Consider the following 24,447-nt stretch of genomic DNA (forward strand, 5'->3'; position numbering starts at 1 on the left):
TCTAGTCCTGTAACTTTACGGGATCTTACCCTCTATTCACCGTACACCACCGAAGGCAGCCAGGTGGCCAGTTCCGGCCAGATGGTCAACGCCAGTAGCATAGAGACCTGAATCAGAATAAACGGAATCACACCCTTATAGATAGCGGATGTAGGAACCGAAGGTGGTGCCACGCCCCTGAGATAGAAGAGAGCGAAACCAAACGGCGGCGTCAGGAAGGAGGTCTGCAGGTTGATCGCCATCATGATACCCAGCCAGACAGGGTCTAAGCCCATCATCATCAGAACCGGCGCGACAATCGGCACAACAACAAAGGTGATCTCGATAAAGTCCAGGATAAAGCCCAACAGGAACATTACCAGCATCACAATGATCATGGCACCAACAACACCGCCAGGCATCTGTTCAAACCAGTGATGGATCAGCTCTTCACCGCCAAAGCCACGGAATACCAGCGAGAAGACAGACGCACCAATCAGAATCAGAAATACCATCGAGGTAACATTGGTCGTAGAGCGAACCACTTCCCCCAACATCTTCATATTCAGCTGTTTCTGCATCGCTGCCAGAATAGCGGCACCAAAAGCACCGACACCAGCCGCTTCTGTAGGGGTCGCAGCACCGGTCAGAATTGAGCCTAATACAGCAACAATCAGCAAAATCGGGGGTACAAGGCCTTTCAGCAGGATCACTGCCAGAGGTTCCTGTACATGCCGATCAGCCTGAATCTGCTCACGACTTACCGCAGGTGCCGCCTCAGGTTTTAACCAGGCCACAACCACCATATAAATAATGTAAGCGCCCACCAGCATCAGACCGGGAATCATGGCACCAACAAAAAGGTCGCCCACAGACACGGTTTTCGGGCTGAAAATCCCCATATTCAGTTGGGCTTGCTGATAAGCACTGGACAGTACATCACCCAGCAGAACCAGAGCGATAGAAGGTGGAATAATCTGACCCAATGTACCTGTGGCGCAGATAGCACCCGTTGCCAACGATGGCGAATAACCACGTTTCAGCATCGTCGGCAGCGAGATAAGCCCCATGGTCACAACCGTTGCACCCACAATACCGGTACTAGCTGCCAACAGCATTCCCACAACAACAACAGAGATACCCAAACCACCACGCAGAGAGCCAAATAGCAATGCCATCGCATCCAGAAGCGTTTCAGCAACTTTCGACTTCTCAAGCAGCACGCCCATCAGAACAAAGAGCGGGACTGCAATCAGGGTCTGGTTTGTCATAATACCGTACAGACGGTTTGGAAACGCCTGCAGGAATGCCATATCAAAAACACCAAAGGCCATACCGCCTGCGGCAAACACTAATGCGGTACCCGATAGCGATAAAGCCACCGGGTAACCAAACATCAACACCACACACACAGCAGCAAACAGAAACAGAGGCAGGAACTCAACCACTAGACTTTCTCCTCATTTACGTGATGCTCAATCTGCGGACCCTTGCCCAACAGCACCAGAAGATTCCGCAGTGCTTCGGCCAAAGCCTGCAATAACATCAGACCAACCATAGCGAGAATCAGTGTTTTTAACAGATAAACACCAGGGATACCGCCTGCTTCAGGAGATCCTTCCATTACGTGCCAGGAGTTCATCACATACTGCCAACTGATCCATCCCATGAAGATCATTACAGGAATCAACAGGAAAACAGAGCCGAAAAAATCCACCAACGCTTTACGCTCAGGGGACATCTCCCGATAAAAGATATCAACACGCACATGGCCATCCTGTTTCAGGGTATAGCCCGCTGCCAACATAAAAATGGCAGCATGCAGGTACATTACAGACTCCTGCATAGCAATAGACCCGGAATTAAACAGATAGCGCAGTACAACAACTGCAAACATAACGATCATCATGGCAAGGGTTAGCCAGGAAATAGATCGTCCGACAAGCTCAGTCACAGCGTCAATTTTGTTGACCACCTGACCCAGAGCTCCAGAACCATTCGTCATGGTCGACCTCTTTTTTTTTAATGAGTTGTTAGCTTATTTTTATTACAACACCCCATCCTGCAGCCATCCAAGGAAGCAGGAATGATGCTGTTTACTGCAGACTAAAGGCTTAGTCTGCAGAGTAGCGTTTTAATCATACTCTGTACGCTTTGTCTGCGAAAAGTTTTCATTTGCTACTTTTAGAACAAAAACGCCATTTTTCTGACATAAAAAAACCGGCCCAAAGGACCGGTATCATAATAAACCACTAAACTGATTAGCTTTTGCGTTCTTTCTCAATCAGAAATTCTGTGATTTTTAGCATATTCGTCCAACTGCCTGCTGTACTGGTATCGATACGATATTTTCCATTTACCACCAGCGCAGGAACTCCTAAGGCCTGATAGCCACGGATACGGGCACCAGCCTGATTCACTTTTGATTTTACACCAAAGGACTTAAGTGCCTTTTCAGCCTGATCCTCAGTGACACCATAGTCAGCAAAAAACTCTACAAGGTCACCAGTGCTTGTCAGACGCTGGTTCTGACGATGAATGCGGTTAAAGAAGTCACTGTGAAGCTTCTCACCAATGCCCAACGCCTCGGCAGCATAAAATGCATTGGCATGGGTTTTCCAGACTTTACTGAATGTTGCAGGTACGCGTTCAAAGCGCACATCGTCAGGCAAAGTCTTAATCCAAGGTTCGATGTAAGGCTCAAATTCAAAGCAGTGTGGACAGCCGTACCAGAAGAGTTCTGCAACTTCGATTTTACCTGGCTCAGAAACCGCTAGCGGAGTTCCCAGCTTGATATAGTGAACACCTTCTTTGAAGGTTTCTGCCTGTGCTGTCACAGAAACAGCCACCATCAGCAGCAAGGCGCTTATATGTTGAATCAGTTTTTTAACCATTGACTTCAATCCTTTCAGATACAAAGGCGACCGCACACCCATATGTTTAACAGTCGGTTGTTTTGATACCTATTTTTTGCACAACATCACAATCGACAGGTAACGTATATACGCCTGAACTCACTTAAAGTTCCCTTCAGGCAAAAGATAAGAGACTGCTGATATAAATAGCGGGTACAAAAAAAGGGCCATAAGGCCCTTTTTTAACGATGCGGCGGTTTAATTCACACCAAACACATAGTTAGATACCGCTTCGATATCTTTATCGCTCATTTTTGCAGCGATAGCACGCATCATATTGTTCGGATCATTAGCACGTTCACCATCACGGAACTTCTTCAGAGCCGCAGCAGTGTATGCAGGGTTCTGACCACTCAGCACAGGATATTTAGCCTGCTCATTACCCATACCGTTTGGAGAGTGACATGCCGTACATGCCGGAATACCTTTTGCCATATCACCTGCGCGATACAGTTCCTGACCACGTTCCAGCAGAGCCGGATCAGCCTGTCCCAGGTTCTTAGGCAGTGCTGCAAAGTAGGCAGCAACATTTTGTGCATCCTGATCGCTGAAGCCAGTAACAATACCTGTCATTTCAGGCACTTTACGGACACCGTCACGAATCTCCATAATCTGCTTCGTCAGATAGCTTTCATGCTGACCGGCCAGATTCGGATAATTAGGAATCATTGCGATGCCATTAGCACTGTGACAAGCAGCACAAATAGCCGCTTTTGCTTCTCCTGCTTTTGCATCGCCAGCGGCGTGTGCAAAGCTTACCAGGCCAAGAGTAACTGCCAGACTTACCAGTAATTTCTTCATTGCTAACCCAATCTTGCTAATTTTAAGTTGATTACTGTTATTTTCCTGAGGCTTACCAGAGTCTGTTTCTCTGAACAGCTCGCGTCTCTGGCAGACCGAAACCTTGGAAGGCTCCTGCCGGAAAGCCCTGGCAGTGCCAGATCAATTTTCCGCCCTGTATGTTTCAACGTACGGGACGTTTATATTCGTGCCAAATCAACCTGAATGGTACACTACCATCTAAAAAGTGGTGGCATTATATACTAATCCGTAGGGAAACGTGAACGCCCCATATAACCTGTCTTTTGCCCCATTAGTTGAATACGCCATGACTGAAGTTTTTAGCCAAGCTCCAAACAACGAACAGAATCAAAACACCACAGATCCTCATGCTCCCAGATTGAACTACCAGACTGCGAACTTTATGATCAGTGCCCCAACGCTGGCCCAGTGCCCTCCGGACTTTGGTTCGGAAGTTGCTTTTGCCGGTCGCTCCAATGCGGGTAAATCCAGCTCCATCAACACACTGACGCAGAATTCACGTCTTGCCAGAACCTCTAAAACACCGGGGCGCACGCAGCTTATCAACTTTTTTGGCCTGCACAACGGCACAGATCAAAAACTGGTGGATCTTCCCGGTTATGGTTACGCAAAAGTGCCGGAAAAAGTCAAACTGGAGTGGCAGCGCCACCTTTCCGAGTATTTGCTGAACCGTCAGGCGTTACGCGGCATCGTATTGGTGATGGATATCCGTCACCCTCTGACAGAGTTTGATCAGATGATGCTGGAGTGGGCTGATAAAGTAGACAAGCCAGTGCATATCCTGCTGACTAAATCCGACAAGCTGAAAAAGGGCGCCGCCAAGAAAGCGCTGCTGGAAGTGAAGCAGGCCTTGCACGAATGGGAAGACCTGGTCAGTGTTCAGCAGTTTTCAGCCCTGAAAAGAGAAGGCATCCCTGAACTGCGCAAGAAACTGGATGAGTGGCTACAGCTGGAGCAACCTGAGGCTTAAAGGCTGCAACAGTCAACCGAAAGCCTGATGTCAGAAAGCGCCTTAGCCGCGCATTCTGACTTTGCCCACTTACACCTTGGGGCTGTCTGGCAGCGTATTTGAGCGTTGAAACAGGGTCAAACCAACTGAGTCACCGCCTGATGCAGCTGACTCAGGCAGCTGATACGGGCGTCATAAAATGCCGGTGCTTTCTCTGACGGCTTCACCTGTACCCAGAGCGTTCGCATACCCATTCGGTAAGCTCCCTCAATATCATGCTCCGGGTTATCTCCCACAAAGAGTATCTCCTCCGGTGTGCATTTCAGGTGATCCAGCACCGCCTGGAAAGCCCTGGCGTCAGGTTTCGCAACGGAAAGCCCCTCGGCACTAAAAGCAAAATCGAACCATTCAGCCAAAGATGTCTGAAATACATCCGCATTACCATTGCTTAATGCACCAATAATATAGTTCCGTTTTAAACCCTCCAGAGCTTCGAACGCATAGGGGAAGGGTTCAACTCTGTTACGAAAACGCCAGAAAACGGCAAAAGCTTGCTCCGTCAGCTCTGCCGCTTCGTCGGCCCCATAGCCGGATAGCCGTAAACACTCATCCATCGCCCGCATTCGTGAACGAGTGACAAAATGAGTCAGTTCCGGGTGACGGTGGGCCAGACTCATACGATAACCGCGTAATTCTCGCTCCGTGAAACGGGCAGTCAATTTCGGCGCATGCTGATTCAACCATTGATAGTGCGCTTTCTCAGCCTGGATAATCACAGGGCTGACATCCCAAAGAGTATCATCCAGGTCGAAAACAACCGCTTTTATGCTCATCTTCAGTATTTACCCTTCATTATTTTGATTCTTTTTGCGTCGTGCTCTGGGGTGCGCCTTATCATAAACCTGCGCCAGATGCTGGTAATCCAACCGGGTGTAGATCTGTGTACTGCTGATATCAGCATGACCGAGTAACTCCTGCACGCCGCGCAGGTCGCCACTGGACTCCAGAAGATGACTCGCATAAGAGTGCCTCAACCGGTGTGGGTGCAGGCGATCCGTCATTCCCGCCTGCTGACCAGCTTTTGCTACCCGCTGCTGAACCGCTGCGGGGGTGATACGACGGCCTCTCTGGCTAATAAAAACCGCAACTTCCTGATTATCCTTTAACCACTGGCTTCTGACCGATAACCACGCTTTCAGCGCCACAGCGGCCTTCCGACCCAATGGTGAAAAGCGCTCTTTACGGCCTTTACCCATCACCCGTAGTTGTTGCTGAGTAAAATCCACAGCGTTGAGGTCCAGAGAAACCAGCTCCGCCAGCCGTAAACCACAACCATAAAGGAGTTCAAGTATCGCCTGATCTCTCACCACAATCACAGGCTCGCCTCCCTCTTTTGCGCCTCGGGGCTGATCTAAAAGCCCCTGTAACTGATCAATATCCACAGGCTTAGGTAACAGCTGCCCGGCTTTGGGAGCCCTCAGACCATCGGCTGGATTGATGCTTAAAAGGCGCTCTTGCTGTAAAAAATTCAGAAAACTTCTGATGCTGGAGAGGTGTCGCTGAATAGAGCGCGGGCTTAACCCCTGCTGATGACGGCAAGCCAGGTAATGCCGTATCTGTTTACGACTCAGGGAACCCCATTCAGGCTGAAAGCCAGTCCCCAGCAGATGCCTGAGAAACTGCTCAAGGTCACGACGGTAGTTATTCAGGGTATGGGGTGAACCTTGTTGCCGGGCAAGACCAGCCAGAAATTGTTCAAGCAGAGGATCAGTGACTGGTGTCTCGCTATCCATCCGTGCAACGACCCTGAATATTAACGCAGATGATGCAGTAAACGGGCGACAACATCAGCAACATAAGCGGCAAACTCAGTGCCCATCTCCGAGCGGAAGTAATCCGGGTTTTCACTACCCAGCAACAGGTAACCTTTAACATCACCCTGATTCAACGGAATCACCGCAGCGGAACCATCCGCAACCATTCCCAGTTCAAACAGCTGCTCCAGCTGTTCAGCCGAGACCTGGCCACAAAACGTCCGGTTGTTCTGCAGCAGAGCCTGTGTCAGGGCGGTCAGACTATTATCTGCTTCCGTCACAAGCTGCGAAGTATTCACCAACTGTGACGTATTGATCGCATCAGCACGGCCTTGTCCGGTAAGAACCAGTCGACTATGTCCAGTACCAAAGCTGTTACGTAGCTGCTCAGAAAGCGTCGAGGCCAGGTCATTCAGATCGTCCACCTCCAGCAGTGCCAAAATCATGCGTCGCACCCGTGAGAGCTGCATATCATTGTGGCGTGCCGTATCCAAAAGATCCTCCAGATGATCTTCACGCTCAGCCAAACGTTCACGCATCAGTGTCATCTGGCGCTCCAGAAGAGACACAGCCTGACCACTGGGGTGCGGCAGACTCAGCTCCATCAGAAGTGCTTCATGCGTCTGGAAAAAATCCGGATTTTCTTTCAGATATTCAGCAACCGCCTGAGCATCAGCCTCACTTTTGGAGAATGTCATAGGTAGATTTGTCCTTCAAAAACCCGTGCCGTAGGGCCTGTCATCATGACAGGCTTGTCCTCACCGGCCCATTGGATTTTCAGTGTACCACCGGGAAGATGCACTTCTACCATTTCATCGAGCAACCCTTGTAAGCGCCCCGCAACAACCGCAGCACAGGCACCGGTTCCGCAGGCCAGCGTTTCCCCTGCGCCTCGCTCATGAACTCTTAGCCGAACTTCATTACGGCTAACCACCTGCATAAAGCCAACATTCACCCGATTAGGAAAACGTTCGTGATTTTCAATTTTAGGGCCCAGGCTATCAACCGGAGCATTATTCACATCGTCCACGAGTAAAACACCATGGGGATTGCCCATGGAAACCGCGCCAATCGAAAAGGCTTCACCCTCAACCTCGAGCAGATATTTCTCCTGCTGCTGGTCAGCAATAAAAGGGATCGACTCAGGAAGCAGGTGCGGTATCCCCATATCAACGGTGACACCATCATCTGTCAGGTTCAGCTGGATATTACCACCGCGGGTTTCTACATTGATGGTCTTTTTGCTGGTCAGGCGTTTATCGTAAACAAAACGGGCAAAGCAACGGGCACCGTTACCGCACTGCTCCACTTCACTGCCATCTGCATTAAAAATCCGATATTTAAAATCCATATCCGGATCTGTCGGCGGTTCAACAATCAGCAACTGATCAAAGCCGATACCAAAGTTGCGATCCGCCAGTTCACGAACCTGATCAGGGAAAATTTTCGCCCGTTGCGAGACAAGGTCAACCACCATAAAGTCATTGCCCAGCCCGTGCATTTTGGTAAATTTTAAAAGCATATTTAACCTATTCGTTGCCCCTGATACTGCAAGGGGTGACTACTCGCTGCCTCGCCTACGCGATACCTTAGTCGACATAAGCGTTCCCACGCAGAATGTGGGAACGAGGTTAACGATATTATGAATCAGGCCGGGAGCACTGTTTCACCAGCAATTTGTTGTTCAAAGGTTTCCCGACGACGTACCAGGAAACTTTGCTCACCATCCACCATCACTTCTGCAGCACGGTTACGGCTGTTGTAGTTGGAGGACATGGCAAAACCATAAGCACCCGCAGAGCGAACCGCCAGCAGATCACCCTGCTCCAGCGCCAGCTCACGATCTTTACCGATAAAGTCACCGGTTTCGCAGATCGGGCCAACCAGATCATAATTAGATTTTTTCGCATCTGCCGCTGGCTGTACTACCGGGATAATATTCTGCCAGGCACTGTACAGTGAAGGGCGCAACAGATCATTCATAGCCGCATCGACAATAGCAAAATCTTTCGCTTCGGTCGGTTTCAGGTACTCTACCCGGGTTACCAGAATACCTGCGTTAGCCGCAATAGAACGGCCCGGCTCCATAATCAGCGTCAGATCACTGTCACCCAAACGCTCCAGCACCTTAGTCGCGTACTCGCTTGGCTCCGGCGGGGTTTCATCGTCATAGCGCACGCCCAGACCACCCCCCAGGTCCAGGTGTTTAATATTAATGCCCTGCTCAGCCAGCTTAGCGATCAGATCCAGCAGGCGATCCAATGCATCCAAGAAAGGCGCGCTCTGGGTCAACTGAGAACCGATATGGCAATCAACACCTTCCACTTTCAGGTTTGGCAAGCCTGCGGCCTTCAGATAAACGGCTTCAGCGCGCTCGATGGAGATACCAAACTTGTTCTCTTTCAGGCCGGTGGAGATATAGGGGTGCGTCTGAGCATCCACATCGGGATTCACACGCAGAGAAACGCTCGCCTGCAGCCCCATGGACTCGGCAACATCATTCAGACGATCCAGCTCGGCTTCAGATTCCACATTGAAACACTTGATGCCCACCTGCAGGGCCCGACGCATCTCATGGGCCTGCTTACCAACACCAGAGAAGATCACCTTTGACGGATCACCACCGGCAGTCAGAACACGCTCCAACTCACCAACTGAAACAATATCAAAGCCAGCTCCCAGACGAGCCAGCACGTTCAGTACCGCCAGATTTGAGTTGGCTTTTACCGCATAACAAATCAGGTGTGGTTGACCAGCCAGCGCTTCATCATAAGCACGGTAGTGGCGCTCAAGAGTTGCGCGGGAATAGACATATAGCGGCGTACCATACTGCTCCGCCAGCTGGTTAACAGCGACATCTTCTGCAAACAGGGTGTCCCCCTGATAGTTAAAAAAATCCATAACTGTCTCACCGATGTGGGTATCTGCCTGCAGCAAATACCAAAAATTTGAGGTGTGCAGGATGACAAGACATCGCCACCCTGAATAACATAGGCCTTACTGTGCCTGTGCGCCGTTAGTCGCCGACTCTGACGACGTTTCCGGCAGATAGAGCGGCCCTTTCTGACCGCAGCCCGCCAACGCCAGTGTAATTAGGCACAAGCTCACAATCGCTTTAAGACGACACATATCAGCTGCGTGCCACCAGTGCTTCGCGACCGCGTTTAACCGCCGCACGAACCTGATCAGGAGCGGTGCCACCGATATGGTCACGGGCACTGACAGAACCTTCCAGAGTCAGCACTTCAAACACATCTTCGGTGATGGTATCGGAGAACTGCTGCAGCTCTTCTAACGTCATCTCACCCAGGTCTTTACCGGTTTCGATACCGTAGGCCACAGATTTACCGACAATCTCGTGGGAATCACGGAAGGCGATACCCTTACGCACCAGGTAATCCGCCAGATCTGTTGCAGTGGAGAAACCACGCAGCGCCGCTTCACGCATCTCTTGTTTACGGGACTCAATGGCCGGAATCATATCGGCAAAAGCGCGCAGTGAACCCTGCAGAGTGTCTACCACATCAAAGATCGGCTCTTTGTCTTCTTGGTTATCTTTGTTGTATGCCAGCGGCTGAGACTTCATCAGCGTCAACAGAGAGAACAGATGACCAAAGACACGGCCGCTTTTACCGCGCACCAGTTCTGGTACGTCGGGGTTTTTCTTCTGCGGCATGATTGAAGAACCGGTGCAGAAACGATCCGGCAGGTTGATAAAGTTAAACTGAGCCGACGTCCACAGCACCAGCTCTTCCGACATACGGGACAGATGCATCATGATCAGGCTGGCCGCAGAGGAAAATTCAATGGCAAAGTCACGATCAGATACAGAATCCAGCGAGTTTTCTGTCGGACGCTCAAAGCCCAGCAGCTCAGCGGTCATATGACGGTCAATCGGGTAGGTCGTACCCGCCAGAGCCGCAGCACCCAAGGGCAAAATATTGATCCGTTTACGGCAGTCCTGCAGGCGCTCGTAGTCACGATGCAACATCTCAAACCATGCCATCAAATGATGACCAAAGGTCACTGGCTGAGCAGTCTGCAGATGAGTAAAGCCCGGCATAATAGTATCGGCTTCTTTTTCAGCCAGACCCAGAAGGCCTTCCTGCAGGCGGTTCAGTTCAGCACTGATCATATCAATCTCATCACGCAGATAAAGACGAATATCAGTGGCTACCTGATCGTTACGGGAACGGCCGGTGTGTAGTTTCTTACCTGTGATGCCGATCTTTTGCGTTAAGCGAGCCTCGATGTTCATATGTACATCTTCCAGCTCCACAGACCACTGGAATTCACCATTGGCGATCTCTTCACGGATCTCAGTCAACCCCTGAATAATCTGTTCACACTCATCTTCCGTCAGCACACCAACCTTAGTCAGCATCTTCGCGTGGGCGACAGAGCCCTGAATATCCTGATTCGCCATGCGCTGGTCAAAATCAACGGACGCGGTAAAGCGTGCTACAAAAGCATCCGTAGGTTCATTGAAACGGCCGCCCCATTGCTGGTTGGTTGTCTGTGTCGTGCTCTCTTGCTTAACGCTCATTTTAATTCCTCATGCCGGAGACTCTGCCTGTCAATCCTGACCCCTGCACTGGCGGGTTATCCTCAGCGGGTATCAGGCACAGAGTTAAGCTAACTTTTGTCAGCATTATAACAGTAAGCCCGCTCTTAATGGCATGGTCATATGCTCTGATATTTCGTTTTAATCATCAGGTTTTATGGAAAAAAAACGGCGAAATGATCTGTATCGGTGTCTATTGCAGGCGGCTTTGTTAGAATCAGTACAACGACCATTTTTGGCGGCCTCCGACCCGACAGCCATCAGAGGCAACGATCGTTGCTGCCATCAGGGAACGCCGTTCACAGACAAACAAGAGTTTCTATCTCCATGAGTCAGCAAGTTATCCGTATCGCAACCCGTAAAAGCCCCCTGGCCATGTGGCAGGCGGAACATATTCAGGCCCGCCTTGAGGCGCTTCACCAGAATTTGACCGTTGAACTGGTGCCGATGAGTACTCAGGGTGATAAAATTCTGGATACGCCTTTGGCAAAAATTGGTGGCAAGGGCCTGTTTGTAAAAGAGCTGGAACTGGCCATGAGTGAAGGCCGGGCCGATATCGCTGTACACTCCATGAAAGATGTCCCTATGGTACTACCGAAGGGCTTTGCTCTGCCGGTAATCTGCGAACGGCACTCACCAACCGATGCCTTTGTTTCCGGCAAATACGCCAGCTTTGATGAGCTGCCACAGGGTGCTATTCTGGGCACATCCAGCCTGCGGCGCGAGTTACAGGCACGGGCCAATCGTCCGGATCTGGATGTCAGAAGTCTGCGTGGCAACATCCAGACCCGCATGGGTAAAATGGATGCCGGTGAATACGACGCCATACTGCTGGCCACTTCTGGCCTGCAACGCATGGAGCTGGACGAGCGCATTCGCCACGAGATGACACCAGAACAGAGCTTACCTGCCGTCGGTCAGGGTGCCTTGGGTATCGAAACCCGTGAAGGTGATACCGAAATCATCAAACTGCTGGAACCACTGAAGCACGAAGACACCTGGAACACCGTTCGCGCTGAGCGCGCCATGAACTGCCACCTTGAAGGAGGCTGCCAGGTTCCTATCGGAGGTTATGCCGTGCTGGTAGATAACGGTGAAAATATCCATCTGCGAGCATTAGTCGGAGAGCCCGATGGCACCGTATTACTGCGCGCTGAGAAAACCGGCCCGGTTTCCGACCCGGAAGCACTGGGCATTGCCGTTGCCGAAATGCTGATTGAACAGGGTGCAAAAGAGATTCTGGACAAGGTTTACAACCGGGTCTAAAAAACCGTGCCCGATCCAACGGCCCACTGAATATTCCCGGCCAGCCTCTTCTCTGACCGGGCTTTAACCTGAGCATCCTGACCGCGCCGCAAGGACTGACAGCATCCCATGAACAGCCAACACCTGTTAAGGCACTCGGATCAGCAACCCCTCAAAATCGCGGTTACCCGTCCCAAGGGGCAGGAAGCGTTATTGATGCAGGAGCTGAAGGCAGCCGGTGCCGAACCTTACCATATCCCACTGTTAGCGATAGAAGCTCTGGAAGAAACCCCGGCAGACCGCAGCACGCTACTGGATCTGGATCTTTACAGTAAAGTGATCTGTGTTAGCCCGGTGACCGCTAACCTGTTTCTGGAACGACTGGACCAATACTGGCCACAACCACCAGTCAAGGTTCTCTGGGTCACGCCCGGCGCAGGCACTGCCGCGATTCTGGACGATTACGGTCTACCCGTGGTCTACCCTGAACAAGGGGACAACAGCGAGGCGATGCTGACGCTTCCTGCCTTGACCAGCGTCGCCGGAGAGAAGATCCTGCTCTGCAAAGGTGAAGGCGGACGCCCGTTACTAAAAAGCACATTGGAAGAGCGGGGCGCTCAGGTTAAGGAACTTTTTTTCTATAAACGGGTTTGTCCGTCTATTATGAGCGCTGAACGTGAACTGCTTCAGTCTGAGTATTTTGATGTCATCCTGATCAGCAGTCTGGATGCCCTGAGCCATCTGGTTCATTTAGCCGGAGCCGAGCCCGGCCTATTTAATACCCTTTTACTGGTTTCCAGCCCCCGCCTGAGACAAGAAGCCCGCACAATGGGCTTCAAAAAAATCATCCAGGCCAAAGGAGCCGGTGGTCCATGGCAACAGGCCGCCCTGGAATCCATAGCCAGTCAACGCTAAGCACGAGGCGATGCAATGAGCGATAAAGAGAATAAAACCACGGACACAACACCGGCCGATCAGCCCACTAATGACACGCCCGAGCAAAAAGCCTCTACGGAGCAGGGCCCCGGCTTTGTTATGGTCGGTGAAAGCACCTCTGAGCCTGCGACGGATAAGAAAGAAGCGGCTAAAGCTGCAGATAAAGCGAAAAGCTCTGAAAGACACACAACCTCAGAGAGCGCTAAAGATGCAAAAGCCAAATCAGCTCCTGCGGATGGCACAGCTTCCGATACGGCAAAGCCGGCTTCAGCAGAAAAACCCACCGCCAGTAAAAAACCAGAAATATCCTCAGCAAAACAGGAGACTAAAGCCGGAACATCAGACAAAGGGGGTTCTGTCATTGCTCTTAGTGCTCTGATTATTGCCTTGGGAGCTGCCGGGCTTGCGGGTTATACCTTCTGGCAGCAGCAGGAAAAAACCGCACAGGCACTAACTCAACTGAACGAGCGGAACAATCAGCTGGAAGCTCAGTTGCAACGCCAGGTTCAGACCCTGAACAGCCTTCAGTCACTCCCCGTCACAACCCGACAACTGGAGACCCAAAGCCAGAGCCTGCAAGAAAAGCAGGAGCAGCAGCGACAAAATCTTCAGGAACTTGCCGGTGCCTTTGCCAGCAGCCAGGGGCCAAAACCTTCTGACTGGCTACAGGCAGAAGCGGAATATCTGCTGCGCCTGGCGAATCATCGCCTGCAACTGGAAGGTGACCTGACCGGTGCAAAAACCCTGCTAAGCAGTGCTGATGAACGCCTGGCAAAAGCCGATAACCCAGCACTGTTTGCTGTTCGTCAGGCGATTGCCAATGAGCTGGCGGCGCTGAACAGCATCTACACGCTGGACCAGAGCGGCCTCTATTTCAAACTCAGCGCTCTGGAAACTCAGATCCAGCAGCTTCCTCTGCCAATGGACCCAGAAAGCCGCAGCGCATTTCATCAGACTCAGCTGGAAGAGACTCAAGAGCAAAGTATCTGGCAAACTCTATGGAACGAGGCCAAAACACTGATCGTTGTGCGGCACCGTGATGAAAAAATCACCCCTCTGCTTCCCCCTGAAGAGAGCCTCTACCTGCGACATAATCTACGCCTGACCTTGCAGCAAGCCCAGATCGCCCTACTAAAAGAAGAGCAGGCGCTGTTCAACACCCTGATCAAGCAAGCGATAGACTGGGTAAGCACTCATTTCGACCAGAGCGCCACCCGAACACAAGGTGTATTAAGCACTCTGAAAGCATTTTCCGAACAGAGCATTCGTCAACAACGCCCGGATATATCGGCATCATTAAACCTCCTGCGAGACTTGCAGAAACAGCGCTTCAGCAGCTCAGCCCCCGGTACTGCACCAGAAAATAAAGCGCCCGAAGTGAATGGGGATGTTAAAAACCCAACAACGGAGGCACCCAGCGCATGAAACGCCTCTACATCGCCGCAATATTAGCATTGGCTGGTGGTATGTTTGCCGGCCTTCTGATGCAGGAAGACCCCGGATATATTCTGATCAGCTGGGGTAAAACTACCATCGAAATGTCCTTCTGGATCGGTGCACTCGTGTTTAGCTTAGCCCTTGTGGGCTTTCATCTGCTAATGCGCCTGCAATCCGGTGTTCGTCACCCCCTGAAGGCAATAAACGTTTTCTCCAGCTCAGGCAGAGATAAACGCGCCCTAAAAACCACAGTAAAAGGCCTGCTTCTGATGGCCGAGGGGCAATGGCGAAAAGCCGAACGTCTGTTAAAACGCTCGGCTCCCCGTTCCGGCGCTCCTGTCATCAACTATCTAGCAGCAGCACGGGCAGCTCACGCTCAGGGGCGTTACGAGCAAAGCGACCAACTATTAAAAGAAGCACTTGAAAGCACTCCAGGTGCAGAAACAGCCGTTGGTCTGTCTCAGATTGAATTCCAGATGGAGCGTGGCCAGTACGAGCAATGCCTCGCTCAGCTCCTAAGATTACAGAAAAAAAATCCCCGTCACCGCTGGGTGCTGAAAACCTTGCTGAAAGTGTATCAGAAGCTTGAGGATTGGCAGGGGCTGAAAACACTTTATCCACAGCTACTGAAACAAGACATTCTGACGGATGCCGAAGGTAAGCAGCTGATGATACGCCTGCACCTAGCAATGCTGGAGCAATGCAACAGCCTTCCTCAGAAAGACTGCCTGGAAGCAATCCAGAAAATCTGGAAAGAGCTGCCTTCGGAGTTTAAAAAGGAGCAGCAGCTATCGGAAGCCTACGCCCGGGTGCTGCATAGCTGTAAAGCCGATATTCTTCTGGAACGCTTTATCACCGAACAGCTACGCCAGAGCTGGCAGGAGCATTTGGTGATTATCTATGGGCTACTGGAGAAAGGCGATGTTCGCCAACAAATGAACCAAGTCGAACAGTGGCTGAAAAATCATAGCGATAGTGCCGCCCTTTATCTGACAGCGGGGCGCGTTGCCTTACGTAATCAGTTGTGGGGCAAAGGCGCAGACTTTATGGAAGAGAGCTTCCGCCTACAGCCTCTTGCAACCACTGCAGCAGAGCTTAGCCGACTCTATTCCGCCATGGGACGTACAAGCAAAAGCCGTACTTATTATCGTTATTGCCTGGATCTGGCGGGCTATCATCTACCCAGTCTGCCGATGCCTAAAAACACGGTACGTTAGTGATACAGAGATGTACAAGCCAACCTCAGGGAAGGTAAATGAAAATAATTCTCAAAAAGGCTTTACATCAAAGATGATAACGAATATCATTTGCACAAGCTTAAGGGATTCGCCAAATCACTAAGCCGATTTAAACCACGTTTTAACAGGTTCAGGTTCCCGTTGTTACTGGTTTATCTCCTCATCAAGCTAATCACGGTCTCGCCCGGAGAACTCCCATTCTCCGGGCATTTTTTTATCTGCGCTATATCCATGCGGAGCACCACAAGAGCTGTGGCCATGGTTATGTTGGAAGAGATACACAAGACATAAAAAAAACAGCCGCATCAATATGATAACGGCTGCTTTCTCTTATGCTTTCCGGTTTTTAGTGCTTAATCTTCTTCTGGCTTAAAGTCCGTGCTTGTGCGCTTGCGGATCATGCCAAAGCCAACACTTTTACGTTCAACAGGAGCGACACGTTTTTTCACGCTCCCATCGGCAGATTTCTTCTGCTGGCGTTTCTGTGCTTTCTTCTCCTGCCCTTTTTTCTTTTCTTTCAGGGCTTTCTTCTCAGCAGCAGTTTTAGGCTTTTTCTTACCAACCGTTTTACCATTAGCGCGCACATCTTTCGGGCCTTTGTATTTGCCCTCCAGACCTTTAACTTTAACTTCTTCAAAACGAACCTGGATGTAACGCTCAATGGCAGCCTTCAGATTCCACTCATAAGAAGTGATCATAGAAACCGCAGTGCCGGTTTCACCCGCACGACCAGTTCGGCCAATACGGTGGACATAATCGTCACCTTTGCGCGCCATATCGTAATTGATAACCAACCCGATACCGGAAATATCTAACCCACGGGCGGCTACATCTGTCGCGACCAACACATCTATATGCCCACGGCGCATCAGGTTCATCACATGATTACGCTGATCCTGTGTCAATTCTCCATGCAGAACACCAGCACGCAGATCTTTATAGCGCAGAAAACCGCCCAACCGGTCGGCATCAACACGCTTATTCACAAAGACCAAGGCTTTTTCGTACTCACGGTCCTGCAGCAGGCGTACCGCCATGGCATCTTTATGTTTTACACCATCGGCCAGAAGATATTGTTGGGTAATATTCTCATGCTGGTCACGCACCGTATTAACGATAACGGTTTCCGGCTCAGTCAGCACCCGGTCGGCAACATCGCGAATACCTTTACGACTCAGGGTTGCTGAAAACAGCATGGTTTGTCGCTCTTTACGACAAAAATCGACAATTTTCAGTACCTCTTCGCTCAACCCCATATCCAGCATACGGTCTGCTTCATCAAGAATAAGGTATTCCAGATCATTCAGATCCAGTGAGTCCTTTTCCAGATGCTCTAGGATCCGACCTGGCGTAGCGATAATAATTTCCGGGTTTTTACGCAGCATGGCACGCTGAAACTTGAATGTCTCACCGCCAATAATCCAGGTTGCCTTGACATGAGTGAAGGCTGACAGCTCGGTAAAATGCTTATAAATCTGGCGCACCAACTCACGGGTTGGTGCCAGAATCAATGCTCTTGCACCAGAATTAGGGGCTGCGTTTTCCAGAAACTGATGCAACATCGGCAATAAAAATGCTGCTGTTTTACCGCTACCGGTTTCTGCACTGACCAGCAGATCTTTTTTTGTCATCGCCGCGGGAATCGCTTTTGACTGAACCGGAGTCGGTTCAGTAAATGACATTTTTTCCAGCGCCTTCATCAGACGTTCATGCAGGGAAAGCTCGGTAAACAAAGATTACACCTCAAAAATACTTTCAGAATCAAAGCGTTAGATCGCACAAAAACGGATCAGTATTCCGGTGAAGTTTTAACGCTTTTGATGGGAGATCAGAAGTCTAATGAAACTCAGACTCTGTTAATTACTACTTATTTCAATTGCCGTGAAGCATAGCACAGCCATCGTCCCAGGCAGATAAAAAACAGGCCACACCCATATAAAAAGCTGACTTTATCAGCGATATCTGTGCCAACGCGGGTTTCGACTATTTAAGCATCCGTGATGTAAGTACAGCCGATCCCGCCAGTTACTCCCAGAATCCAGCTAAAATCCGCTCAAAGCCACGATTGACGGGAGGCACAGCTTACCGCATGATGACAGGCCTGTTTACCTCTACCGACGCCCATCTAACTTATTGAAATAATTACATAAAATGTAATTATCCATAAAAAACACAATATCGCCTACCCGAAAGACTTAAAATCATAATACGTACATACAATCACAGCATCATAGCCCTTTGCCTATTCGGAAAATAATTACATCAACAGGTTGGGGTTAACCGCCACACTGTGGGCAGCCTCCTGTGAAATCAGCCCCTCTGCCAGCATCAGTTTCAGGCACTGATCCATAGTCTGCATACCCTGGCCAGCACTGGTCTGAATGACTGAGCTCATCTGAGCGATCTTATCCTCACGAATCAGGTTACGAATCGCAGGGTTCGCTGTCATAATTTCATGGGCAGCAACCCGGCCACCACCTTCTTTTTTCAGCAGTACCTGGGATATCACGCCCTGCAGGGACTCGGAGAGCATAGACCGCACCATGGATTTTTCCTGAGCCGGAAAAACGTCAATAATGCGATCAATCGTTTTTGCTGCTGAATGGGTATGCAGCGTGCCAAATACCATATGCCCGGTCTCCGCCGCGGTCAGTGCCAGTCGAATCGTTTCCTGATCCCGCATTTCACCAACAAGGATAATATCCGGGTCTTCCCGCAGCGCAGAGCGAAGTGCATCACGGAAGGAGTGAGTATCCCTATGGACCTCACGTTGGGTAATCAGGCATTTTTTGCTTTCGTGGATAAATTCGATAGGATCTTCGATGGTAAGAATATGCTGACATTTGCGGGCATTGATGTAATCCAGCATAGCTGCAAGGGTGGTACTTTTACCGCAACCTGTCGGGCCTGTTACCAGAACCAGCCCCCGGGGGAGCATCGCCAGCCGCTGAAAAGTCTCACCCATACCCAGTTGTTTCATTGTCAGAACAGTACTGGGAATGGTGCGAAAAACTGCACCGGCGCCACGGTTATGATTGAACGCATTCACACGGAACCGGGCGATACCGGGAGCGTCAAAGGAGAAGTCAATCTCCAGAAACTCTTCGTAATCCCGGCGCTGCTTATCGTCCATGATACTGTTTATCATCCGGTGTATATCATTATGGCTCAGAGCTGGGACACTGATACGACGCATATCGCCATCGCTGCGTATCATTGGCGGCATGCCAGAGGAAAGATGCAGGTCCGAGGCACCTTGTTTTGCACTGAAAGCCAGCAGTTCGGTAATATCCATGGCCAAAAAGATCCAAATACGTGGGTTTGCTCTATATCCCCGTTCTCATTCCAACCACCACATGGGATACAGAATTAATGACAGCTTCTCATATTGCCAGAAACCTCTCTGAGGTGCGCCAGCAGATCGACACCTGTTGTGCGCAATATCAACGAAATTCTACTGACGTCACGCTACTTGCCGTAAGTAAAACCAAACCTGCTGAGCTACTACAGGCAGCCTATGATGCAGGGCAGCGGGATTTTGGTGAAAACTATCTGCAGGAGTCCCTAGACAAACAGCGGGAACTGGCCGATCTGGAGATCAACTGGCACTTTATCGGCCCGATTCAGTCCAATAAAACCCGGGCTATTGCTGAAAACTTCCAGTGGGTACACAGTGTTGACCGTCTGAAAATAGCCCGCCGTTTAAGCGAGCAGCGCCCCACGGATCTACCACCGCTGAACATCTGTCTTCAGGTCAATATCAGCGCCGAAGAGAGCAAATCCGGTGTGACGGTTGAAGAATTGCCGAATCTGGCCAGAGAGGTTGCCGCGCTGCCAAACCTGAATATGAGAGGCCTGATGGCCATCCCGGCACCGGCTGACACTTTAGCAACTCAACGGGAGCCTTTGGCCAAACTTCGCAAAGCAATAGAAGCACTCAAAGCAGAACATCCACAACTGGATACCCTGTCTATGGGTATGAGCGGAGATCTTGAAGCGGCCATTGCCGAGGGCTCTACCATGGTTCGTATCGGCACAGCCATTTTTGGTGCCCGGGATTATTCCAGCGTATCTTAGCCCCACTCAGGCAAGCCAGCTAAAAAACACCACCAATAATCCGCCATTGAAAGCGGAAAACAGATTCAGAGGTCCAACATGCAAGCAGTGAAACTCGCTTTTCTGGGAGCAGGCAACATGTCCGGCAGCATTATTGGCGGCCTGATCGCTAAGGGCGTTCCCGCAGAAAATATTATTGCCACCCGCCGCTCCGAAGAACGCCTGTCGGAGCTGAAATCCCAGTTCAACATCACCACCAGCAGCGACAATAATGCTGCGGTTGCCAAAAGCGATGTAGTGATTTTAGGGGTAAAACCCCAAATGATGCAGGAGCTGTGCAGCGAGATTCGCGAACAGGTACAGAAGAGCAAACCCCTGATCGTGTCTGTGGCAGCAGGTCTGAAATCAGAAACCCTGGAACGCTGGCTGGGCGGTGATGTTGCCGTAGTTCGAACGATGCCGAATACCCCTTCTCTTCTGGGTTGTGGTGCAACGGGCCTTTATGCCAACAGTAAAGTAACCGGAATTCAGCAGGAGCTGGCGGAAAAACTGATGCAGGCGGTCGGGTTGGCACTTTGGGTTGAAGATGAAGCTCAGATGGACGCTGTCACCGCAGTTTCCGGCAGCGGCCCAGCATACTTCTTTCTGGCGATGGAGGCATTGCAGAAAGCCGGTGAAAGCGTTGGCTTAAGTGCCGAAGTTGCCGAGAAACTGGCCATTCAGACAGCCTTGGGTGCCGCCCGCATGGCATCCGAGAGTGAAGATGATGCCGCAGAGCTGCGCCGTCGAGTCACTTCTCCGGGTGGCACCACGGAACAAGCACTAAACACCTTTAATGACGGTGGTCTGACAGAGCTGTACAGGAAAGCCGTAAAAGCAGCCGCGAACCGCGGTCAGGAGCTGGCGAACCAGCTAGACCACTAACCCCAAAACCGCTCTGTACCGATAAAAAGGTGGTTATTTCTCAGATTTAAGCTGGAAATAATCACCTTTGCCTCCATACAATAGAGCTATAAACGACTTAAAAGATCATACTGCCGCTTGAATCGGCTGCAGAAAAGACTCAAAACCCAGCTTTGGAGCACTCACGCGATGGGACAATCTGTAGGTAATGCCGGCGTTTTTCTGGTCATGACCCTTATTAATTTATATCTCTTTATTATGATGCTGCGTTTTATTCTGCAGTTTTCACATGCGGACTTTTATAACCCGATCTCACAAGCTATCGCCAAGGCGACCTCCCCTCTGGTGAACCCACTACAAAAGGCACTGAAACCTGTAAAAGGTATCAGCATCGCAACTCTGGTCGTTGCTTTCTTTGTGAAGTTAATCGGCATCGCATTAGTATTCCTTATTGCCGGTGAAGGGCTTCCACCTGTAATGAATCTGATCCTGGGTTCTCTGACCGGCATCATCACAACCCTTCTGGACATCTACTTCTATGCCCTGATCGGTTCAATCATTCTGAGCTGGGTTGCCCCTCAAAGCAGCCACCCCGGCGCGATGCTGATCTACCAGATTACCGAACCTGTCATGACTCCTGTACGCAATATACTTCCTTCTATGGGTGGGCTCGATCTGTCACCGATCTTTGTCTTTATTGGTATCAATGTTATTGAAATCATGGTGATGGGGACTCTTGGACAGGCATCCGGTATGCCTCGCTACCTGATTGCAGGTCTTTAGCCGTCGGCACCTCACCAAGGGCAGCTCTGGCTGCCCTTTTTCTTTGTTAACCCACCAGCACCAAACCAAACTAAACAGCGATAATCCGTTATTTTTCTTACTGATAAAGCACTGCCTTCTGCTACCGCAACTGTGTTACAGTGAACCTTTCCGTGGCTTGTGTCCCTGCACGTCTGAACACCTGTTTCAACACTTAAATGGCAGCAACTGAAACTCTGTTGCAACCGTTGACCGCAGGGGAGGCTAAGCCGCCCGCAGACATCTTGATTGAGGAAGATCCTGGGAAATGCCTAATGCGATTCCTGAAGATTCTGTCGGTATTGTCGAACCGCAGATTGCCCACTTCGACACCCCGCTGGAACTCACCTGTGGCCGTACACTCGACAGCTATCAACTTATTTATGAAACCTACGGCACACTTAACGCTGACCGCTCCAATGCGGTACTCATTTGCCATGCCCTGAGTGGCACACACCATGCGGCAGGCTATCATTCTGCAGATGACCGCAAACCCGGCTGGTGGGATGCCTATATTGGCCCCGGCAAATGTATTGATACCAACCGCTTTTATGTTGTCTGTCTGAATAATCTGGGCGGCTGCAGTGGCTCTACCGGCCCGACATCCATTGACCCGGCCACGGGCAAGACCTATGGCCCGGATTTCCCGGTGATGACGGTTACCGACTGGGTTAACAGTCAGGTTCGTCTTGGTGATTATTTAGGTATTACCACTTGGGCCGCGATTGTTGGCGGTAGTCTGGGCGGTATGCAGGCGCTGCAATGGTCGATCAACTACCCGGAGCGTTTGCGCAATACCGTTGTGATTGCCGCTGCACCTCGTTTATCTGCCCAAAATATTGCGTTTAACGAAGTCGCCCGACAAGCGATCATAAGCGACCCAGAGTTTCACGATGGCCGCTATGCTGATCACGACACCATTCCACGTCACGGCTTACGCTTGGCTCGGATGGTGGGGCATATTACCTATCTGTCTGAACACTCTATGGGCGATAAATTTGGCCGCGATCTGCGCTCAGATAAGGTCAGCTTTGGCTATGACGTGGAGTTTCAGGTCGAAAGCTACCTGCGCTATCAGGGCGATACTTTTTCGGAAAGTTTCGATGCCAACACCTATCTGTTAATGACCAAAGCTCTGGATTACTTTGACCCGGCTGCTCGCTACGGTGGCGACTTGTCTAAAGCCCTTGGACAAGCAAAAAGTAACTTTCTGCTGGTTTCGTTCAGTACTGATTGGCGTTTCGCCCCATCCCGCTCAGAAGAGATCGTGGATGCACTGACCGAAGCCGGTCGCCACGTTAGTTATGCCTGTATCGAATCACCCCACGGTCACGATGCATTTCTGATACCCAATGAGCGTTATGAAGCGGTCTTCTCTGCTTTTATGGGCCGTGCAGCCAATGAGGCAGAACAGAAAAAGGCCTGCGACAAGGGGGAAACAGCATGCACCTGACACGCCCTGATTTAGCCATTATTCAAAACTGGGTTCAGCCCAAGAGCCGGGTTCTCGATCTTGGCTGCGGTAGCGGTGAACTGCTGGACTTTCTGCAGCAAAAAAAACAGGTTTACGGCTACGGTCTTGAGATTGATGACCAGAAGATCACCGAATGTATTGCCAAAGGCGTTAATGTGATCGAGCAGAACCTTGATGCCGGTTTGAGCAACTTTAAAGACCAGAGCTACGATGTAGTCGTGATGACTCAGGCTCTGCAGGCGATGAAACGCCCGGATCTGATGCTGGAAGAGATGCTGCGTGTCGGCAAAGAATGTATCGTGACCTTTCCGAACTTCGCCTATTGGCGCTGCCGCTTCTATCTGGCGATAAAAGGAGAGATGCCGGTTTCTAAATCTCTGCCGCACACCTGGTACAACACGCCGAACATTCACCTGTCCACCTTTCGGGATTTTGAGCAGTTGTGCAAAAGCCGCAATCTGCAGATTATCGACCGAGCTGTTGGTAACAGCGAACATGAAAGCCATTGGGCAACCAAGTTATGGCCGAACCTATTCGGCGAAGTGGCGATCTATCGGGTAACACGCTGATTCTGAATAATAAGTTGAACCTGAGAACGGCCATAAGCTATGGCGCTCTCAAACCCCGCTTCGGCGAAGTGGCGATCTATCGGGTAACACGCTGATTCTGAATAATAAGTTGAACCTGAGAACGGCCATTAGCTATGGCGCTCTCAAACCCCGCTTCGGCGAAGTGGCGATCTATCGGGTAACTCGCTAGACCGGAACCCTGCGCCCACGCCGGAGTCTGATGGGCAAACGAACTGTTTCTGTGGAGTATGACTATGTGCACATCAACTTTTAACCGCTGGTTGCTCAGCCTAATAGCAGCGGCAACCCTGCTACTTACTTTATCCAGCCCGGCTCAGGCGGAACAATTTGAGCAGGTGGGTGATTATCAGATTCACTACAACGCTTTTACCACAGGCTTTCTTCAGCCTGAGGTGGCTCAATCCTACGGTATCGTCCGCAGCCGCTATCAGGCGATGATCAATATCTCGGTCTTGAAAAAGCAGGTTGATGGCAGCTACAAACCAGTGGAAGCGCTGGTCACGGGCGATGTTGCCAATCTGGCAGGGCAAAGTGTCAATCTGGCATTCCGCACTATCCGTGAACCCAATGCGATCTATCAGATCACCAGCTTTCGTTTTACGGAAGATGAACCGACTCGCTTTCGCCTGAAAGTGCGCTTTGATCCGAATATGGAACCCTATGACCTGAGTTTTATCCGCCGTTTTTATGGTGAATAAAAAAACCTTACAGCACCTCATAAACG

24 protein-coding genes are annotated in these 24,447 nt (G+C 50.6%); 11 read left to right on the forward strand and 13 right to left on the reverse strand.

What is annotated here, in order from left to right; genetic code table 11:
• Positions 1-32: 32 nt before the first annotated feature.
• The 4 genes from ACN0R8_RS05570 to ACN0R8_RS05585 all read right to left on the reverse strand — a co-directional run bounded on the left by ACN0R8_RS05570 (position 33) and on the right by ACN0R8_RS05585 (position 3,695).
• The gene (locus ACN0R8_RS05570) at positions 33-1,427 is read right to left on the reverse strand and encodes a TRAP transporter large permease (RefSeq protein WP_417595889.1); all 1,395 of its coding nucleotides are present in this window, start codon (positions 1,425-1,427) and stop codon (positions 33-35) included.
• On the reverse strand, positions 1,427-1,984 hold the full coding sequence (locus ACN0R8_RS05575; RefSeq protein WP_417595891.1) for a TRAP transporter small permease subunit: 558 nt from the start codon (positions 1,982-1,984) through the stop codon (positions 1,427-1,429). The genes ACN0R8_RS05570 and ACN0R8_RS05575 overlap by 1 nt, the downstream gene beginning before the upstream one ends.
• 256 nt (positions 1,985-2,240) lie before the next feature.
• On the reverse strand, positions 2,241-2,873 hold the full coding sequence (locus ACN0R8_RS05580) for a thiol:disulfide interchange protein DsbA/DsbL (RefSeq protein WP_417595893.1): 633 nt from the start codon (positions 2,871-2,873) through the stop codon (positions 2,241-2,243).
• Positions 2,874-3,092: 219 nt separating this feature from the next.
• Positions 3,093-3,695, reverse strand: a complete 603-nt coding sequence (locus ACN0R8_RS05585; RefSeq protein WP_417595895.1) for a c-type cytochrome — start codon at positions 3,693-3,695, stop codon at positions 3,093-3,095.
• 403 nt (positions 3,696-4,098) lie between these two features.
• On the opposite strand from ACN0R8_RS05585, the gene yihA reads away from it, so the two are divergent.
• Positions 4,099-4,686: a ribosome biogenesis GTP-binding protein YihA/YsxC gene (gene yihA / locus ACN0R8_RS05590; RefSeq protein ID WP_238377564.1), complete on the forward strand. Its 588-nt coding sequence runs from the start codon at positions 4,099-4,101 to the stop codon at positions 4,684-4,686.
• A 116-nt stretch (positions 4,687-4,802) separates the two neighbouring features.
• Here the strand turns inward: yihA and ACN0R8_RS05595 are convergent, their stop codons facing one another.
• From ACN0R8_RS05595 to argH, 7 genes are all read right to left on the reverse strand, one after another.
• Positions 4,803-5,498 (reverse strand): HAD family hydrolase, encoded by a 696-nt coding sequence (locus ACN0R8_RS05595; protein ID WP_417595897.1) that lies wholly within the window; start codon positions 5,496-5,498, stop codon positions 4,803-4,805.
• A gap of 9 nt (positions 5,499-5,507) precedes the next feature.
• Positions 5,508-6,458, reverse strand: a complete 951-nt coding sequence (gene xerC, locus ACN0R8_RS05600; RefSeq protein ID WP_417595899.1) for a tyrosine recombinase XerC — start codon at positions 6,456-6,458, stop codon at positions 5,508-5,510.
• Between the two features lie 20 nt (positions 6,459-6,478).
• Entirely contained in the window at positions 6,479-7,177 is a 699-nt protein-coding gene (locus tag ACN0R8_RS05605) for a DUF484 family protein (RefSeq protein ID WP_417595901.1), read from the reverse strand.
• Positions 7,174-8,001, reverse strand: a complete 828-nt coding sequence (dapF, locus tag ACN0R8_RS05610) for a diaminopimelate epimerase (protein ID WP_417595903.1) — start codon at positions 7,999-8,001, stop codon at positions 7,174-7,176. Before dapF ends, ACN0R8_RS05605 begins: the two co-directional genes overlap by 4 nt.
• 125 nt (positions 8,002-8,126) lie before the next feature.
• Complete coding sequence (gene lysA, locus ACN0R8_RS05615; RefSeq protein WP_417595905.1) at positions 8,127-9,380, reverse strand: diaminopimelate decarboxylase; 1,254 nt, start codon at positions 9,378-9,380, stop codon at positions 8,127-8,129.
• Positions 9,381-9,476: 96 nt separating this feature from the next.
• Positions 9,477-9,608 carry an LPS translocon maturation chaperone LptM gene (gene lptM / locus ACN0R8_RS05620; RefSeq protein WP_417595907.1) on the reverse strand — a complete coding sequence of 44 codons (132 nt, stop codon included), beginning with the start codon at positions 9,606-9,608 and terminating at the stop codon, positions 9,477-9,479.
• A 1-nt stretch (position 9,609) separates the two neighbouring features.
• Positions 9,610-11,025, reverse strand: coding sequence for an argininosuccinate lyase (argH, locus tag ACN0R8_RS05625; protein ID WP_417595909.1), 1,416 nt, complete (start codon positions 11,023-11,025; stop codon positions 9,610-9,612).
• Positions 11,026-11,370: 345 nt separating this feature from the next.
• Here argH and hemC point away from each other — a divergent pair, with 345 nt between their 5' ends.
• The 4 genes from hemC to ACN0R8_RS05645 all read left to right on the forward strand — a co-directional run bounded on the left by hemC (position 11,371) and on the right by ACN0R8_RS05645 (position 15,878).
• Positions 11,371-12,309 (forward strand): hydroxymethylbilane synthase, encoded by a 939-nt coding sequence (gene hemC, locus ACN0R8_RS05630; protein ID WP_417595911.1) that lies wholly within the window; start codon positions 11,371-11,373, stop codon positions 12,307-12,309.
• A 108-nt stretch (positions 12,310-12,417) separates the two neighbouring features.
• Entirely contained in the window at positions 12,418-13,203 is a 786-nt protein-coding gene (locus ACN0R8_RS05635; protein WP_417595913.1) for a uroporphyrinogen-III synthase, read from the forward strand.
• A gap of 15 nt (positions 13,204-13,218) precedes the next feature.
• Entirely contained in the window at positions 13,219-14,649 is a 1,431-nt protein-coding gene (locus ACN0R8_RS05640; protein ID WP_417595915.1) for a uroporphyrinogen-III C-methyltransferase, read from the forward strand.
• A complete protein-coding gene (locus ACN0R8_RS05645; RefSeq protein WP_417595917.1) occupies positions 14,646-15,878 on the forward strand; it encodes a heme biosynthesis HemY N-terminal domain-containing protein in 1,233 nt (410 codons plus the stop codon). The genes ACN0R8_RS05640 and ACN0R8_RS05645 overlap by 4 nt, the downstream gene beginning before the upstream one ends.
• Positions 15,879-16,252: 374 nt before the next feature.
• Here the strand turns inward: ACN0R8_RS05645 and ACN0R8_RS05650 are convergent, their stop codons facing one another.
• Positions 16,253-17,632 (reverse strand): DEAD/DEAH box helicase, encoded by a 1,380-nt coding sequence (locus tag ACN0R8_RS05650; RefSeq protein WP_417595919.1) that lies wholly within the window; start codon positions 17,630-17,632, stop codon positions 16,253-16,255.
• 524 nt (positions 17,633-18,156) lie between these two features.
• Positions 18,157-19,194, reverse strand: a complete 1,038-nt coding sequence (locus tag ACN0R8_RS05655) for a type IV pilus twitching motility protein PilT (RefSeq protein ID WP_417595921.1) — start codon at positions 19,192-19,194, stop codon at positions 18,157-18,159.
• Between the two features lie 77 nt (positions 19,195-19,271).
• On the opposite strand from ACN0R8_RS05655, the gene ACN0R8_RS05660 reads away from it, so the two are divergent.
• From ACN0R8_RS05660 to ACN0R8_RS05685, 6 genes are all read left to right on the forward strand, one after another.
• Positions 19,272-19,976 (forward strand): YggS family pyridoxal phosphate-dependent enzyme, encoded by a 705-nt coding sequence (locus tag ACN0R8_RS05660; protein WP_417595923.1) that lies wholly within the window; start codon positions 19,272-19,274, stop codon positions 19,974-19,976.
• Positions 19,977-20,054: 78 nt separating this feature from the next.
• Positions 20,055-20,879 (forward strand): pyrroline-5-carboxylate reductase, encoded by an 825-nt coding sequence (proC, locus tag ACN0R8_RS05665; protein WP_417595925.1) that lies wholly within the window; start codon positions 20,055-20,057, stop codon positions 20,877-20,879.
• Between the two features lie 168 nt (positions 20,880-21,047).
• Positions 21,048-21,641, forward strand: a complete 594-nt coding sequence (locus ACN0R8_RS05670) for a YggT family protein (protein WP_417595927.1) — start codon at positions 21,048-21,050, stop codon at positions 21,639-21,641.
• Positions 21,642-21,927: 286 nt separating this feature from the next.
• Positions 21,928-23,112 (forward strand): homoserine O-succinyltransferase MetX, encoded by a 1,185-nt coding sequence (gene metX, locus ACN0R8_RS05675; protein ID WP_417595929.1) that lies wholly within the window; start codon positions 21,928-21,930, stop codon positions 23,110-23,112.
• Entirely contained in the window at positions 23,103-23,702 is a 600-nt protein-coding gene (gene metW, locus ACN0R8_RS05680) for a methionine biosynthesis protein MetW (RefSeq protein WP_417595931.1), read from the forward strand. Before metX ends, metW begins: the two co-directional genes overlap by 10 nt.
• Positions 23,703-23,956: 254 nt before the next feature.
• Positions 23,957-24,421 (forward strand): DUF4426 domain-containing protein, encoded by a 465-nt coding sequence (locus tag ACN0R8_RS05685; protein ID WP_417595933.1) that lies wholly within the window; start codon positions 23,957-23,959, stop codon positions 24,419-24,421.
• Positions 24,422-24,447: the final 26 nt, after the last annotated feature.

The organism is Oceanospirillum sp. (assembly GCF_048265165.1).
GTDB lineage: Bacteria > Pseudomonadota > Gammaproteobacteria > Pseudomonadales > Halomonadaceae > Oceanospirillum.

Bases quoted from the DNA above. Each gene is read 5' to 3' on its own strand.
- lysA (WP_417595905.1), bottom strand. From the start codon at position 9,380: ATGGATTTTTTTAACTATCAGGGGGACACCCTGTTTGCAGAAGATGTC.
- dapF (WP_417595903.1), bottom strand. From the start codon at position 8,001: ATGCTTTTAAAATTTACCAAAATGCACGGGCTGGGCAATGACTTTATG.
- ACN0R8_RS05575 (WP_417595891.1), bottom strand. From the start codon at position 1,984: ATGACGAATGGTTCTGGAGCTCTGGGTCAGGTGGTCAACAAAATTGAC.
- hemC (WP_417595911.1), top strand. From the start codon at position 11,371: ATGAGTCAGCAAGTTATCCGTATCGCAACCCGTAAAAGCCCCCTGGCC.
- metX (WP_417595929.1), top strand. From the start codon at position 21,928: ATGCCTAATGCGATTCCTGAAGATTCTGTCGGTATTGTCGAACCGCAG.
- ACN0R8_RS05640 (WP_417595915.1), top strand. From the start codon at position 13,219: ATGAGCGATAAAGAGAATAAAACCACGGACACAACACCGGCCGATCAG.
- ACN0R8_RS05605 (WP_417595901.1), bottom strand. From the start codon at position 7,177: ATGACATTCTCCAAAAGTGAGGCTGATGCTCAGGCGGTTGCTGAATAT.
- xerC (WP_417595899.1), bottom strand. From the start codon at position 6,458: ATGGATAGCGAGACACCAGTCACTGATCCTCTGCTTGAACAATTTCTG.
- ACN0R8_RS05645 (WP_417595917.1), top strand. From the start codon at position 14,646: ATGAAACGCCTCTACATCGCCGCAATATTAGCATTGGCTGGTGGTATG.
- ACN0R8_RS05580 (WP_417595893.1), bottom strand. From the start codon at position 2,873: ATGGTTAAAAAACTGATTCAACATATAAGCGCCTTGCTGCTGATGGTG.
- ACN0R8_RS05685 (WP_417595933.1), top strand. From the start codon at position 23,957: ATGTGCACATCAACTTTTAACCGCTGGTTGCTCAGCCTAATAGCAGCG.
- ACN0R8_RS05655 (WP_417595921.1), bottom strand. From the start codon at position 19,194: ATGGATATTACCGAACTGCTGGCTTTCAGTGCAAAACAAGGTGCCTCG.
- ACN0R8_RS05670 (WP_417595927.1), top strand. From the start codon at position 21,048: ATGGGACAATCTGTAGGTAATGCCGGCGTTTTTCTGGTCATGACCCTT.
- ACN0R8_RS05585 (WP_417595895.1), bottom strand. From the start codon at position 3,695: ATGAAGAAATTACTGGTAAGTCTGGCAGTTACTCTTGGCCTGGTAAGC.
- metW (WP_417595931.1), top strand. From the start codon at position 23,103: ATGCACCTGACACGCCCTGATTTAGCCATTATTCAAAACTGGGTTCAG.
- argH (WP_417595909.1), bottom strand. From the start codon at position 11,025: ATGAGCGTTAAGCAAGAGAGCACGACACAGACAACCAACCAGCAATGG.
- proC (WP_417595925.1), top strand. From the start codon at position 20,055: ATGCAAGCAGTGAAACTCGCTTTTCTGGGAGCAGGCAACATGTCCGGC.
- lptM (WP_417595907.1), bottom strand. From the start codon at position 9,608: ATGTGTCGTCTTAAAGCGATTGTGAGCTTGTGCCTAATTACACTGGCG.
- ACN0R8_RS05660 (WP_417595923.1), top strand. From the start codon at position 19,272: ATGACAGCTTCTCATATTGCCAGAAACCTCTCTGAGGTGCGCCAGCAG.
- ACN0R8_RS05595 (WP_417595897.1), bottom strand. From the start codon at position 5,498: ATGAGCATAAAAGCGGTTGTTTTCGACCTGGATGATACTCTTTGGGAT.
- yihA (WP_238377564.1), top strand. From the start codon at position 4,099: ATGATCAGTGCCCCAACGCTGGCCCAGTGCCCTCCGGACTTTGGTTCG.
- ACN0R8_RS05635 (WP_417595913.1), top strand. From the start codon at position 12,418: ATGAACAGCCAACACCTGTTAAGGCACTCGGATCAGCAACCCCTCAAA.